Genomic DNA, 14427 nt, shown 5'->3' with positions numbered 1-14427 from the left:
AAAGATTGGCAGTCTTCCGGACGCCTCTCTCACGCTTCCCGCCTTCGTGTGGATTTCGCGCCGATCGATGCTCTAGGCTTACTCGCCGGCCTCATCGGCGCCCTGTGCGATGGAGACGACCATGAGCGAAGACCAGGAAGCAGGTTTCCTCCTCCGGGTCATCTCGGGCCCCCTGGCCGGACAGACCGCGCGCATCCCTGGCGACCGCCCGCTGCTCGTCGGCCGCGCGCCGGAGTCGGATCTCCCGATCGCCGTCGACGGTGAGCTCTCCGCCCTTCACTTCTCGGTGGAGCAGATCGACGGCAGCTACCTGCTCCGCGATCTGGGGAGCCGCAACGGGACGCAGGTCAACCGCGAGCGCGCGCGCGAGGTGCCGCTGCGGGACGGCGACGAGATCCGCGCGGGGGCGACGCTGTTCACGGTGGTGCGCCGCGAGCCCAACGGCGCGAACGGTAGGTGCACCCCGACCCAGCCCGCCCCGCCGTCGCGGAGGGCGCGGCGGACCGTCGCCGTCGCGACGGGCGCGCCGTACGCCGCGTCGGCGCGGGCGCGGCTCCGACAGGAGCGCGCGCCGCTCTTCGCGGTGCTCGACGCGGCGCGCGATCCGCGGATCCGGCTCCTCCTCGTCGAGGCGGGCGAGCAGGCTGCCTCGCTCTACACAGGCTTCCAGGGCGAGCTGCTCGCGGACATCAGCCCCACGCTCGTGCACCTCCCGCGCGAGTCCAGCCTGCTCGACGCGCTGATCGACAGCGGCTGGGGCGACGGCTGGGGCGTCTTCCTGACGAGCAGCCGCCCGTTCGGCGACGTGCGGAAGCACCTCCGCCGGTTCCTCCTCGTCGAGAGCGGGGCGGGCAAGCAGCAGTATTTCCGGTTCTACGACCCGCGCGTGCTCCGCGGCTTCCTGCCCACGTGCGGTCCGCGGAAGACCGAGGCGCTGTTCGAGGAGATCGAGTCCTTCGCGATGGAGGCCGAGGATCCGGGCAAGCTGCTGCGCTTCACCGCCCAGGGCGGCAAGGCGATCCGCGAGGAGTCGACGCTCGATCGACAGGCTGACGGCTCCCACGCAGGCTGACGGCTCCCACGCGGGCTGACGGCTTCCACGCGGGCTGACGGCTCCCACGCGGGCTGACGGCTCCCGCGCGGGCTGACGCGCGCCGCGCTGGCGCGACGGCTCAGCGCGGCGGCGCGCCGGATCCGCCCCCGTCCGAGTGGGGCAGATCCCACGCGATGACGCGCAGCAGCTCCGCCACGCTGAAGGCCTGGGCGAAGCAGCCGCCGGGGTGGTGCGGCGACTCCCCGGACGCGACCTCGGGCACCTGGTTGAGCGCGATCTCGTTCGCGGCCGCGGAGGCCACGAGCCGCTGGATCAGCGGGATCACGTGCTCGCCGAGCGTGGAGTAGCGCTTCGCGGCGCGCGCGTAGAACCCGAGGAGGAACGGCCAGACCGTGCCCTGGTGGTAGGCGCTGTCGCGCGCCTCGGGCCCGCCCTGGTACCGCGGCACGTAGGCCGGGTCCGCCGGGGATAGCGTGCGCACGCCGGCCGGCGTCAGGAGCTCCAGGCGGGCCCGCTCGAGCAGCGCCGAGGCCTGCTGGGGCGTGAAGCAGGCGGGATCCACGGCCACGGCGATCACCGCGTTGGGGCGGATCGACGCGTCGCGGAACGCGCCCTCCCCCTCCGCGTGCTCCGAGATCACGTCGTACGGATAGCTGGTCTCCTCGCACCAGAAGCGGGCGGCGAACGCCCGGCGGGCCGCGCGCGAGGCCGCCTCCGCGCGCTCGGCGAGGCGCTCGTCGCCGGCCGCGCGCGCGAGGCGCGCGAGCGTCTCCGAGCCCTTCGCCCACAGCGCCGTGAGCTCGACCGGGCAGCCGGCGCGCGGGGTGACCGCGCGGCCCCCGACGCGCGCATCCATCCACGTGAGCCCGTCCATCGCGCCCTCGCCGGTGCGCCCGGCGGCGAAGAGGCCGTCGGCGGTGACGTGGATGCCGTTCCTCGTCCCGCGCAGGGCCGCCTCGAAGGCGTCGCGCAGCGCGGCGAGGAGCTCGCCCGCGACGAACGGGTGCGTGTCGCCGACGGCGTCGGCGAGCAGGCGGGCCGCCTCGAACAGCCACAGGGTCGCGTCCGCCGCCTGGAAGTCGGCGGGCTCGCCCGCGTCGGGGAGCCGGTTCGGCACGAGGCCGTCCTGCATCGAGTCGATGAGCGCCCGCAGGACGCGGATCGCCCCCTCGGTCTTGCGCGGCACGAGGTAGAGGCCCGGGAGGGAGATGAGCGCGTCGCGGCCCCACACCTCGAACCACGGGTAGCCCGCGATGATGCCGGGCCGCGCGGCGGCGTCGGCGCGGAACGCCTCGGCCGCGATCGAGAGCCGCCGCTCCAGGAGCGGCCGCCGGGGCCCCGGGTCCTCGGCGCGGATCGCCGCGCTCGCCGCCGCGAGCAGGCTCTCCGGCTCGTCCTCGGGCAGCGCGCCCACCGCCACGAGCAGGTGGATCGGCTCGGCGCCGATCACCGTCTCGAAGTGGCCCGGCGTCCAGAGATCCTCGAGGAAGTCGAGGCCTCGATCCTGCTCGCCGAGGTACTCGAAGCGGCGCCACCAGTCCTGCGAGCCGACGAACGTGCCCTGGTAGCGGAAGCAGATCCGCGGCAGCGCGCGGTTCGGCTGGACCCGGACCTCGCCGATCGCCGGGCGGTCGCGCGCCGCGCCGGGCTCGCCGCGCACCGCGCCGGCGCGCAGCTCGACCTTCTGGGAGATGCCGCCGTTCTCGCGGAGGAGCTGGTGCATGTGGCGCGCCGCGAGGAGCGGGCGCAGCGTCAGCATCACGGGATCCGCCCCGCTCCAGGTGTAGCGCAGGACGGCCGCGTTCTCGCCGCGCACGAGGCCGAGCGTCACCTCGAGCTCGCCGCCCGGGAGGGCGTAGGCCCAGCGCGGGAGCGGGTCCTGATCGAAGCGCTCGAGGAAGAACGAGCTGGCCTCCGGATCGATGCCAGGGAACTGGTGCTTGGCGAGGTCCCACCGCGGCCACGACGCCCGGCGGTCCGTCGGCGAGCTCTGCGGCCGGAGGGGGCGGACGCTGGCGTCGACGTGCGAGAGCATGACGTGCCGGCGCCGCGGCGGGTCCAGGGCCGCGACGAGCAGGCCGTGGTAGCGGCGCGTGTGCATGCACGCGATCGTCGAGCTCGCGTAGGCGCCCGCCCCGTTCGTGTGCAGCCACTCCTTGCGCGCGATGGAGAGCTGGCCGTGCACCTGGACGTGCGGCCACGGCGACGCGCGGTCCAGCGCCGCGCCCTGAGCGCGCGAGGCCGCTGGCGTGGACGAGAGGGGGTCGTGGGCCGGAGCGCTCCTCCGGGATCCGTCAGAGCTCATCGACCGCCGGTGGCCTTCCTGAGCGAGTCCTCGGCGGCGGCGCGCATCACGTCGACCGGGGCCGGGAGGCCGGTCCAGAGCGTGAACGACTGCGCCGCCTGGCCGACCAGCATGCCGAGCCCGTCGGACGCGCGGAGCCCCCGGTCGCGCGCCATCCGCAGGAACGGCGTCACCGGCGGGTTGTAGACGACGTCGTAGAGGCACACATCCGGCGAGAGCGAGTCCCACGGGATGATGCTCGTGACCTCGTCGCCCGGCGGCCCGCCGAGCATGCCGGCGCTCGTCGCCTGGATGATCAGGTCCGCCGCGACGGCGAACTCGCTCCAGTTGAGCCGCAGCGCCTCCGAGGACTTGCTGCTGATCGACCGGTCGGTCGGGATCGGCCACGGCGCGGTGAGCGCGCCGAGCTCGGACGCGCGCTGCCCCGCGGGCGACTCCAGCATCGCCTCGGTGCTCGTCCACGACCGGGTCGTCACGCTGATGAGGTGGTAGCCGAGCATCTTGCAGGCGGCGATCGCCGCGAACGCAGCGCCGCCGGCCCCGATGATGACCGCGCGCTGCCGCGGGCTCGAGGTCGCGCCGCCGCGGCCGGCCGGGTCGTCCCCGGCGGGCGGGGCGGATCGGAGGAGCTGCGCGAGCTCGTCGCGGAGCGCGAGCACGTCGGTGTTGTGCGCGGTCACGCGCCGCGACTCCGTCGCGCAGAGGACGTTGGCGACGCCGACCTCGGCCGCGCTCGAGTCCACGTCGTCGACCATCGACATGATCGCGCGCTTGTGCGGGATGGTGACGTTCGCGCCCGCGATGAGGCCGCTGCGGATGTCGCTGACGAAGCGCGCGAGCTCCGCGCCGGTGGGCACGTCGAACGCGCTGTAGATGTGGGGGAGCTGGTGGGCCCGAAACGCGGCCGAGTGCATCGCCGGCGAGACCGAGTGGCCCACCGGGTGCCCGACCAGACCGAACATTCGCCGCTCAGGGTTCGACATGACGCCTTTCCTCCGGGCCGGCCTCTGCTCCGCCTTGCCCCGCCGAGACCTGCCCGGAGCCGCCCGCGCGACCGTAGGCCGGGGCGGGCTCCTCGGCCACGAAGCCGAGCCCGAGCTGCTCGCACGCGGGCGCGCCGGGCTGCGACCTGCTGCGCCTCGGCGCGCGGCCGCCCCCCGAGCCGCGCGGCCCGCCGTTCTGGCGCGCGGCCGCGGCGGCCGCAGCCGCCGGCGCTGCCGCGGCCGGCGCGCTCGGCTCGACGAGCGGCTCGTCCGGCCCCGCGGTGGCCACGACGCGCGCGAGCAGCGCGCCGTGGTGGACGCGGACCGCGACCGCATCGCCCAGCGCCACCTCGCGGTGGTCGCGGACCGCGCGGCCCGACGCGTCCGTGGCGATGGCGTAGCCGCGCGCGAGCACGCGCAGCGGCGACATCGCCTCGAGCCGGGCGACGTCGCTCGCGAAGCCCTCCCGCAAGAGGGCGACGTGGCGCTGCGCGGCCGCGGCGAGGCGCACCGACAGCGGCCGGAGCGCCCCGCGGGCGCCGGCGATCACCGCGCGCGGGTGCCGCGCGGCGAGCCGCCGCTCGAGGCGCTGCAGCCCCGCGCGGTCCTCGACGAGGATGCGCTCCATGCGGCGCCGCAGCCGCGCCACCGCGTCGTCGATCCGCTGCTGCGGCTCCGCCAGGATCTGCGCGGGCGAGCCGAGCCGGGCGCGCTGCCGGTCGAGATCGGCGCGCGCGCCCCTGAGCCGGTGGGCCATCGCGCGGCGCATGCGCGCCTCGAGGTGCTCCAGCGCGGCGCGCCGCGCGGCCGCGTCCGCGACGAGCATCTCCGCGGCCTGCGAGGGCGTGGCGGCGCGCGCGTCGGCGGCGAGGTCGGTCAGCGCGACGTCGATCTCGTGGCCGACGGCGCTCACGATCGGCACGCGCGCGGCCGCGACCTTCCGGACGACGATCTCCTCGTTGAACGCGCTGAGGTCGTCGGCAGAGCCGCCCCCGCGCCCCACGATGATCACCTCGATGCCCGGGAACTCCTCGAGCAGCGCGATCGCGCGCACGATCCGCTGCCCCGCGCCCGCGCCCTGCACGGGCGTGCGCGCGAGGATCAGCCGGGCGCCGCCGCGGCGGAACGCGACGGTCACGATGTCGTGGATCGCCGCGCCGTCGCCGCTCGTGACGACGCCGATGATCTGCGGATCGACCGGCAGCTTGCGCTTGCGCTCCGGCGCGAAGAGCCCCTCGGCGGCGAGCTTCTCCTTGAGGCGGAAGAGCGCCTCGAGCAGCGCGCCGCGCCCCGCGAGGCGCGCGTCGTCCGCGCAGAACTGGAGCCGGCCGCGCGGCACGTAGACGGTGGCGCGGCCCGTGAGCACCACGCGCGCGCCGTCCGCGAGCAGCTTGCGCGCGCGCGGCGACGCGGTCCGGTACATCACGCAGTCGATCGCCGCCTCCTCGCTCTCGTCCTTGAGCGTGAAGTACGCGTGCCCGCTGCCCACGACGCGCAGGCTCGAGATCTCGCCCTCGACGCGCACGTCCGCCGTCGACCCCTCGAGGATCCGCTTCAGCCGGCGATCGAGCTCCGCGACCGACACCACCTCCGGCTCGGCGCCCTTCGGGCGGCGCGAGGGCGGCGGGCTCGTGAGCTCGCGCGGCTCGACGGCGGGGATGGCCGCGAACGAGAGTTCGGGCGGTAGATCGCGGCGCTGCACAGGGCAGACCTACCCTTTTGCTCGGCCTGGGGAAAGACTCTCGGCGGCCTGATCCCCCGTCGGGCGAGCCCGCCGCCGCGCGCGGCGAGGCTCGGCTCGGCTCGGCTCGGGGTCGCTCCGCGACAGGGCCGCTCGTGCAGGTGCTTTCGTGCGACAGGGCCGGCTCGCGATCCGCAAGGTGCTCGTCGCCGACCGCGGCGATCGCCGTCCGGATCCTCCTGTCGCTGCATGAGGCCGGCACCCAGCGGGTCGCCGTCGACGCAGATCGCGGCAGCCTCCATGTCCACCTCACGGGCGCTTCTGCTCCATCGGTCCCGCACCTGCGGCCGAGAGCTACCTCCGCACCGGTCGCGTCCTCGACGCCGCCCGGCGCTCCGTGGCCAGCGCCATCCACCCCGACGCGGGTTCCCCTCGGAACCGGAAGCCTCAGAACCGGAACTCCCGGACCCTGAAAACGAAACCTTGAACAACGCGCCGCCTACGCAGCGCGTCGCCCAAAGTCTCCTCTCGCTCTGGTCTCGCTCGATGCTATCCTACCCCGAACTTTTCGGCTGGGGTGGAGGTGCGATGGGACGCGAGGCGAAGGGCCAGAACCCTCTTGAGGCCGTCGCCACGCTCCCACCGATCGAGGCCCGCGCGCACGAGCCTCCGCCCGCGACGGGCTGGCCGGCAGCGCAGCGCGCCGACGAACCGGCGAGCGACGCGGCCGCCGGGTCCTCGGATTCTCCGTCTTCCCCCGTCGCGCGGTGGTTCGAGGCGACCGCGCCCTGCGTGGTCCCGGAGGAGCCCGCGCGCTCGCGGCGGCTCCTGTCGATCCCGCTCCTCGTGGCGGCGATCGTGCTGGTCGCGACGGCGCGCAGCGTGATGGTGCGCGCGCTGTTGCCGCTCGCCCTCGTCGCGGCGGCGGTGGCGCTGCTCGCGCGGGGGCGGCGGCGGCGCCTCCTGCCGCCCGTGCAGGCGAGCCGGCGCGGGCTGAGCCTCGACGGCGATCAGCTCGTCCTTCAGGGCGAGGGCGGCGCTGCGCAGCACGTGCTGCTCGCGACGCGCGACCGCTTCGGCGTCACGCTCCTCGCGCCCCCGCGCCGCGATCGCATCGTCGCCCTGCTCAGCTCCAGCGCCGGCATGTCCTCGATCGGCGCCAGCTTCGACGGCCCGTCGCGCCGCACCTTCGCCGCGCTGCTCGACCGCGCGTACGTCGTGGGCGCCGACGAGATCGGGCTCGAGGCGCTCGGCCCGGACGGCGAGGCGCTCTCGCTCGGCCCCCCGGCGCTCGTCGCGCTCCTCGACGAGCTCACGGCGCGCTCGCCCGGGTGCCTCGAGCGCTTCGTCGCGACCGACGCGCGCGGCGCGGCGCTCAGCCTCGACGGCCTGGAGCTCCGCGCCGGCGGCCGCGTCTTCGATCTGACCGCGCCGCTCGAGTGGCGCGCGTTCGTGTTCCAGGAGGCGCTCGGCCAGGCGATCGCGGTCTATCAGGGGACGTGGGTGCGCCAGGGCACGAGCGAGATCGTCCTGGTCTGCCTCCTCCCTGCGATGACGCCGGCGCTCGATGGGCCGAGCGCGCCGAGCGCGTCGCTCGGCTCCCTCGATCGCGGCGCCCTCCGCGACCTCCGGTTGATGCAGGGCTCGCCGGAGAGCCCGCCACCCGCCGACCAGCGCGTCGCCGTCGATCGCCTGCTGATGGTCCCGATCCGATCCGCGCTGGACAAGGCGCCTCGGCCTGCCGCGCAGGCGCCGCGCGCCCGCGCGTGAAGCACGGCGACGCGCGCACCAGGGTTGTCCTGACGGAACGACTCGAGCAGGCCCCCGACGTCGGGCTTCGCTTGACGCGCGCGTTCGGGCACGGGTAAACCGCGCCCGGTATTCGGTCGATTCGAGTCACCACGTCCCACACGAGATCCGGAGGCGATCCATGGCCGTCGATATCCAGAAGCTGTTCAACGAGGAGCTCCCCGCTGCCCTGGCGAAGAATTCTGACACGGCCAAGCAGATCGGCGGGAAGTACCAGATCAACGTGACGGGCGAGGGCGGCGGCGAGTGGCTGATCGACCTGGCGAGCGCCACGCCCAGCATCGCCTCCGGCAACCCCGGCACCGCGGACGTCACGATCGCGCTGAGCGCCGAGGACTTCCAGAAGCTGCACGAGAACCCGCAGGCGAACTCGATGCAGCTCTTCTTCGCGGGCAAGCTCAAGGTCACGGGCAACCAGATGCTCGCGATGAAGCTCCCGAAGCTGTTCCAGCTCAACGCGGGCTGATCGGCGCCCCGGCGGCCCACCTCGGGCGCCGCGCTGCGGCGGGCTGCCGCCCGATCGCGGCCCGCGCGCCCCTCCCCCCGCGCCGAGGCGCCTGCCGGGCGCTCCGACCCGCGGCGGGCATGCCTTGTCTCTTTCCTTCTCATCGCCCCCCGCTCGCGACAAAGAGGTCGCCATGCGCCCGCTCACCGACACGCGCGTCCTCGATCTCTCGAGGCTCCTGCCGGGCCCCTTCGCGACGCTCGTGCTCGCGGATCTGGGCGCGACGGTGGACAAGATCGAGGACCTCGCCGGCGGCGACCTCCTGCGCCACATCTCGCCGCAGATCGCGGGTGAATCGGCGGCGTTCCAGCTCCTGAACCGCGGCAAGCGCAGCGCCCTGCTCGACCTCAAGAGGCCCGAGGGGCGAGACGCCTTCCGCCGGCTCGCCGCGACGTACGACGTGCTCGTCGATCAGTTCCGCCCGGGGGTGCTCGATCGGCTCGGGCTCGGCCACGAGGCGCTGCGCGCGGACAACCCGCGGCTCATCGTCTGCGCGCTGACCGGCTACGGCCAGACGGGCGACCTCGCCGCGCGCGCGGGACACGATCTGAACTACGTCGCGCGCGCCGGGGTCCTCGGCGCGCAGGGGCCCGCGGAGGGCCCGCCGCAGGTCCCCGGCTTCCAGGCCGCCGACGTGGGCGGCGGCCTGTGGTGCGCGATCGCCGTCCTCGCCGCGCTGAGGGAGCGCGAGCGCACGGGGCGCGGCGCGGTGCTGGACATCGCCATGACCGACGGCGCGCTCGGCTTCGCGCTCCCCTCGCTCGCCGCGGCGCTCGCGGGCGGCGAGCCAGGCGCGGACGGCGGGGCGGCGCGCGCCGCGGGCGACGAGCTGCTCACCGGCGGGATCGCGCCGTACAACACCTACCTCTCGAAGGACGGGCGCGCGATGGCCCTCGCCGCGCTCGAGCCGAAGTTCTGGATCTCGTTCTGCGAGGGGACCGGCCTCGATCCCGATCCGAGCGCGCTCGTCCCCGGGCCGCACCAGATCGAGCTCAAGCGCGAGCTCGCCGCCGTCTTCCGGAGCAGGACGCGCGCCGAGTGGGAGGCCTTCGCTGCGGAGCGCGATTGCTGCCTCGAGCCGGTGCTCGATCCGCGGACCGCCGCGGCCGATCCCCACCTCGCGTCGCGCGATCTGCTGTTCGAGATCGCGTCGCCGCGCGGCCGGATCCCGCAGCTCAGGACGCCCGTCACGCCGCGCGGGGTCGCGCTCGCGCCGGCGCCCGGCGCCGGAGAGCACACGCGCGCCGTGCTCCGCGACGCAGGCTTCTCGGACGCCGACGTCGACGCGCTGATCCGCGCCGGCGCCGCCCGCTAGCGGACGGCGACGCGCGCTAGCGGACGGCGACGCGCGCTGGCGGACGGCGACGCGCGCTGGCGGACGGCGACGCGCGCGGAGCGCCGGCGCGAGCCCGGCGCGCCGCTGCGCGTCCTCCGCGTCAGATCTTCTTCAGCTCGTCGACGAACTCCCAGTCGGCGATGAGGTGCTTCTTGAGCAGCAGCGACAGCAGCGCCGCGAACATCGCCTCCCAGCGCACGTTGTTCCCGAGGATCTCGCTCGCGTCGGCGCCGTGGGAGACGGCGCGGAGCGCGGAGACGAGATCGCGCGCGGTGAGGCCCGGATCGTCCGCGGCCGGCGCCGGCGGCGGCTCGGACTGGGCGGCGGCTCGGTGGGACGACGGCGCCTGGCGCTGGGGCTTGCTCCCGCGCGCGGGGAGCGTGATCGTCGTGCCGTCGAGCAGCGTGAGCGAGACCATCCTGCGCCGCCCGCGGCCCTGCGGCGCGGGGATGTTGCGCACCTCGCGCTCGCTCGGGGGATCTTCCCCGTGGTCCGGGGCGGGCTCCGGGGGGCTCTCCGGGACGCTGCGCGCCGCGGCGCTCGCGCGCCCGAGCACGGCGCCGAGGAGCGCCGCCGCCGGCGTGCTCGGCGCGGGCGCCATGTCCATGCTGGGCGTGGCCTCGCTGGCGGCCGGCGTCACCGGTCCCGGCGCGGTGCTGGGGCGCAGCGTCTTCCGGCGCTCGGACGGCGTGGCCGGCGCGGGCTGCGCCGCCTGCGTCGACGGCGTCGGTTGCGGCGGTTGCGCCGGTTGCGTCGATTGCGCCGCCTGCGCGGCCGCGAGCAGCTCGGGCGACGGCGCCACCTTCAGCGTCGGCCGCGAGCGCTCGTCGGATCGCCCGCGGATCTGCCGCTCCTCCGGGCGACCGCGGACCTCCCGCTCCTCCGGGCGACCGCGGATCTCCCGCTCCTCCGGGCGACCGCGGACCTCCCGCTCCTCCGGGCGACCGCGGACCTCCCGCTCCTCCGGGCGACCGCGGACCTCCCGCTCCTCCGGGCGACCGCGGACCTCCCGCTCCACGGGACGCTGCGCCTCCCACCCCATCTCGTCGTCCAGGACGCCCACGTCCTCGGCGTCGACCTCCGACGTCTCGATCGCGGGCATCGCGTCCTCCACGAGCCGGGCCCCGGAGCGGAGCGCGGGCCTCGTCAGCAACAGGGGCTCCGGCGTCGACGAGACCTCCTCCGAGTGCCTGGCGGTCTCCGGCGCCCTGGTGAGCTCGGAGGACGGCGGCGGATCGACCGGTCGCGCCCGCGACTGCGGCTCCGCCGCCGGCGCGCGCTGCGCGGGCGCAGGCGGCGGCGCCGAGCGCGCCCGCGCTCCGTAGTAGACCCGGATCGCGTTCCGGATGTCGCTCGGCGGGGCGATCATCGCGCGCACGGGCAGGCCGGAGAACGCCATGCACTCCTTCATGCCGTCCTCGTTCGTCGGATCGTCCATCGCGACGTAGAGCGTCTCGCCCTGGTTGCGGACGTGGCGCACGTAGATCGGGACGAGGCAGTACCGCTCGGCCACGTCGTGCGGCACGAGGTTGAGCAGCTGCCGCGAGAACTCGATGTGGAGCAGCGACACCCAGGGGACGGCGAGCTGGTGCGACAGGATCTGCGTCAGCTGGGTCTCGTTGATGAGACCCTGTTCGACGAGGAGCGTCCCGAGCCGCCGCCCGTCCGTGCGCTGCAGCTCCAGGGTCCTGTCGAGGGCCTCCGGGGTGATCATCCGCGCGTCGACCAGGAGCTGACCGAGACGTAGGCGAGGCGTAACCATCGCGCCCGAGGTTACCCCAAGTGGGATCCAGGACCTAACAGACGGCTGGACGAGCCCCCCCGGCCCCCTCCCGGCCGCGCCCCGGGGCCCGGCGCCGACCTCGACTCCAATCGCTTTCCCGAACGTGGTAAGGTCCCGCGCGTGTCCACAGTGGTCTGCCCGCAATGCGCGAATCCGTGCGAGCAGGCGCACAAATTCTGCCCGGTGTGCGGCTTCCCGATCTCGGAGTTCAACCGGACGTCCGACGATCCGCTGATCGGCACGACCCTCCCGGGCAACTACGTGATCCTGGAGCTCGTCGGGGTGGGCGGCATGGGCCGCGTCTACCGGGCCGAGCAGAAGGCCCTCGGGCGCACGGTCGCCGTCAAGATCATCCATCCGCACCTGCTCGGCGATGAGAGCGCCTCGGTCCGGTTCATCACCGAGGCGCGCGCCGCGAGCCGCCTCAACCACCCGAACTCGGTCGGCGTCATCGACTTCGGCAAGAACGGCGGGCAGCTCTACCTCGTCATGGAGTTCCTGCGCGGGCGCGACCTCGCCCGCGTCGTTTACGAGGACGGCCCGCTCCCCTTCCGCCGCATCGTCGACATCCTCTGCCAGGTCCTCGCGGCGCTCTTCGAGGCGCACCACCTCGGCATCATCCACCGCGATCTGAAGCCCGAGAACATCGTGCTCGAGCAGATGCGCTCGGGCGGCGACTTCGTGAAGGTCGTCGACTTCGGCCTCGCGAAGATGAAGGCGGAGGTCGCGACGACGAACATCACGAGCCCGGGCATCGTCTGCGGGACCCCGGACTACATGGCCCCGGAGCAGGGGCGCGGCGATCCGATCGACGCGCGGAGCGACCTCTACGCGTGCGGCGTCATCCTGTTCCAGCTCCTCACCGGCCGGCTCCCGTTCGAGGCGGAGTCGCCGACGCAGGTGGTGCTGATGCACCTCTCCCTGCCCCCGCCGGATCCGGCGCTCGTCGCGCCCGAGCGCGAGATCCCCGAGCCGCTCGTCGAGGTCACGCTGCGGGCGCTCGAGAAGGACGCGGCGCGGCGCTACCAGTCCGCGGACGAGTTCGCTGCCGCGCTGCGGGCGGCGGTCGGCACGTTCGACACGCCCTCGGGCCGCTTCTCGTTCGCCGAGGCGACCGTCATCTGCGCCTCGTGCCGCGCCATCGTGCCGCGCGGCCAGAAGTTCTGCGGCGAGTGCGGCGCGAGGATCGCGCAGGCGCACGCGCCCGCCCCGGCCCCGCGCGCCGCGCCGGGCGCCGCGCCCCCCACCGCGCGGCGCGAGCGCGCGTCAGCGGCGCCCCCGCTCCCGCTCCCGTTCGCGGCGCGCGAGGACGATCTCGCGTGGCTCGACGACTGCCTCGCCGACGTCGAGGGCTCGGTCGTCGCCGCGCGCGTCGTCGGCGAGCACGGCGTCGGCAAGACGCGGCTGCTCCGCGAGTTCCTCGACGTCGCCGCGAGCCGGGGCGACGTCGTGATCCAGGCCGGCCCGGATCCGTGGGGCGCCGAGGTCGGCTACTACGCGCTCCGCACAGCGATCGCCGGGCTCGCCGAGCTGCCGCCCGACGGCGGCAACGCGTCGAACTGGAGCGGCGCGACGCCCGAGGCGCGGCGCGGGCTGCTGGAGATCTTCGGCAAGGGCGACCGCGGCAGCGACGTGCGCCGGCACGCCTGGAACAAGCCGGCCGCCGGGGGCCTGTCGCCCGACGATCGCCGCTTCATCGCCGCGGAGGCGCTGCGCTGGGCGCTGTCGCGCGCGCAGCAGACCGCCTTCCCGCACCGCGTCCTGCTCGCGATCGACGACCTGCACGCCGTCGACGGCGCGAGCCGGAACGCGTTCGCCGACGTCATCGCGGAGCCGCCGCTCGCGGCGCTGCTCATCGTCGCCAGCCACACGCCGGGCTTCGAGCCCGAGTGGGGCGGGGCCGTGCGCGCGCTCGGCGGCCTGCCGAAGGACATCGCGCTCTCGCTCCTCCGGAGCAGCGTGAACGTCGATCACCGCGGCGCCCGCAAGACGCCGCCGAGCACGGGCGGGGCGCGCCTGTCGCCGCGGCGCGACGCCGACGGCGCCGCCGATCAGGCCGCCGTGGGCCTGCCGCCGAGCGCGGCGAGCCCGTCCGGCCCGGGCGGCGACGGCGCGACCGTGCCGCCGCTCTACATCGACCAGCTCGTCCGCTACACGCTCGAGGGCGGCAGCGACCCGCCCGCGCGGATGGCCGACCTCGTCGCCGCGCGCATCGAGCGGCTGCCGCAGGACGCGCGCCGCACCCTGCAGGCGCTCGCGGTCATCGGCGACGCGGCCGACCGGGCCACGCTGCAGCGCCTGCTGCCGGACATCCGCGCCTTCGACGACCTGCTCGGCAAGCTCGTCGCGGCGGGCATGATCGAGGAGCACTCGAGCGGCATCCGCACGACGCACCCGCTCCTGCGCGACGTGACGCTCGCGACGATCCCGGCCGGCGTCCGGCGCGACCTGCACGCCAAGGCGACGTTCGACAGCGCGGGCGACCCGCTCGCGCTGCCGATCGAGGTGCAGGCGATCCACGCCTACCACGCGCAGAACGCGTTCGTCGCGCTGATGCTGCTCGAGCAGGCGGCCGATCGCTCCGCCGCGCGCGGGGACAACGCCGGCAGCGTGCTCGCGCTGCGCCGCGGCCTCGATCTGGCGCGGCGGGAGATCTTCCGCGGCGAGCTCGACGACCCGGTGCGCGCGGTGCTCATCTTCAGCCGCAAGCTCGGCGAGGCGCTCGCGCGCGCGGGCGATCTGACCGACGCCGACGGCGTGCTGCGCGAGGCGCTCGACCTCGCCGGCCCCGGCGGCCCCGATCGCGCGCTCGTCCTCGGCGCGCTCGCGCACGTGGCGCACCAGCGCGAGCGCACGGGCGAGGCGTCGATGTACCTGCGGGAGGCGATGGACCTCGCGCGGCAGAGCGCCGACAGCGACGTCGTGCAGTCGCTCGACAGGATGCGGCGCGAGTGGATGTCGCGCTGAGCGG

9 protein-coding genes are annotated in these 14427 nt (G+C 75.1%); 5 read left to right on the top strand and 4 right to left on the bottom strand.

Annotation, left to right across the window (positions count from 1 at the left end; all coding sequences use genetic code 11):
* The first annotated feature begins 121 nt into the window (after positions 1-121).
* Positions 122-1072: a DUF4123 domain-containing protein gene (locus WMF24_RS12460; protein WP_437736610.1), complete on the top strand. Its 951-nt coding sequence runs from the start codon at positions 122-124 to the stop codon at positions 1070-1072.
* Between the two features lie 100 nt (positions 1073-1172).
* Here WMF24_RS12460 and WMF24_RS12455 read toward each other — a convergent pair whose 3' ends face one another.
* From WMF24_RS12455 to xseA, 3 genes are read right to left on the bottom strand one after another with little or no spacing between them, the layout of a single operon-like run.
* On the bottom strand, positions 1173-3359 hold the full coding sequence (locus tag WMF24_RS12455; RefSeq protein WP_437736609.1) for an amylo-alpha-1,6-glucosidase: 2187 nt from the start codon (positions 3357-3359) through the stop codon (positions 1173-1175).
* Positions 3356-4342 carry a shikimate dehydrogenase family protein gene (locus WMF24_RS12450; protein WP_437736608.1) on the bottom strand — a complete coding sequence of 329 codons (987 nt, stop codon included), beginning with the start codon at positions 4340-4342 and terminating at the stop codon, positions 3356-3358. The genes WMF24_RS12455 and WMF24_RS12450 overlap by 4 nt, the downstream gene beginning before the upstream one ends.
* Positions 4329-6044 carry an exodeoxyribonuclease VII large subunit gene (gene xseA / locus WMF24_RS12445; RefSeq protein WP_437736607.1) on the bottom strand — a complete coding sequence of 572 codons (1716 nt, stop codon included), beginning with the start codon at positions 6042-6044 and terminating at the stop codon, positions 4329-4331. Before xseA ends, WMF24_RS12450 begins: the two co-directional genes overlap by 14 nt.
* Before the next feature lie 567 nt (positions 6045-6611).
* On the opposite strand from xseA, the gene WMF24_RS12440 reads away from it, so the two are divergent.
* The 3 genes from WMF24_RS12440 (at position 6612) to WMF24_RS12430 (ending at position 9652) form a co-directional block, all read left to right on the top strand.
* Positions 6612-7793 carry an IMP dehydrogenase gene (locus WMF24_RS12440; RefSeq protein ID WP_437736606.1) on the top strand — a complete coding sequence of 394 codons (1182 nt, stop codon included), beginning with the start codon at positions 6612-6614 and terminating at the stop codon, positions 7791-7793.
* A gap of 160 nt (positions 7794-7953) precedes the next feature.
* Positions 7954-8298 carry an SCP2 sterol-binding domain-containing protein gene (locus WMF24_RS12435; RefSeq protein ID WP_437736605.1) on the top strand — a complete coding sequence of 115 codons (345 nt, stop codon included), beginning with the start codon at positions 7954-7956 and terminating at the stop codon, positions 8296-8298.
* A 172-nt stretch (positions 8299-8470) separates the two neighbouring features.
* A complete protein-coding gene (locus WMF24_RS12430) occupies positions 8471-9652 on the top strand; it encodes a CaiB/BaiF CoA transferase family protein (RefSeq protein WP_437736604.1) in 1182 nt (393 codons plus the stop codon).
* Positions 9653-9773: 121 nt separating this feature from the next.
* Here WMF24_RS12430 and WMF24_RS12425 read toward each other — a convergent pair whose 3' ends face one another.
* A complete protein-coding gene (locus WMF24_RS12425; protein WP_437736603.1) occupies positions 9774-11435 on the bottom strand; it encodes a hypothetical protein in 1662 nt (553 codons plus the stop codon).
* 141 nt (positions 11436-11576) lie between these two features.
* Here WMF24_RS12425 and WMF24_RS12420 point away from each other — a divergent pair, with 141 nt between their 5' ends.
* Positions 11577-14423 (top strand): protein kinase domain-containing protein, encoded by a 2847-nt coding sequence (locus WMF24_RS12420; protein WP_437736602.1) that lies wholly within the window; start codon positions 11577-11579, stop codon positions 14421-14423.
* The last annotated feature ends 4 nt before the right edge of the window (positions 14424-14427 follow it).

It is taken from the genome of Sorangium sp. So ce1335 (genome assembly GCF_051521615.1).
GTDB lineage: Bacteria > Myxococcota_A > Polyangia > Polyangiales > Polyangiaceae > Sorangium.
This window is presented reverse-complemented; position numbering and strand designations above follow the sequence as displayed.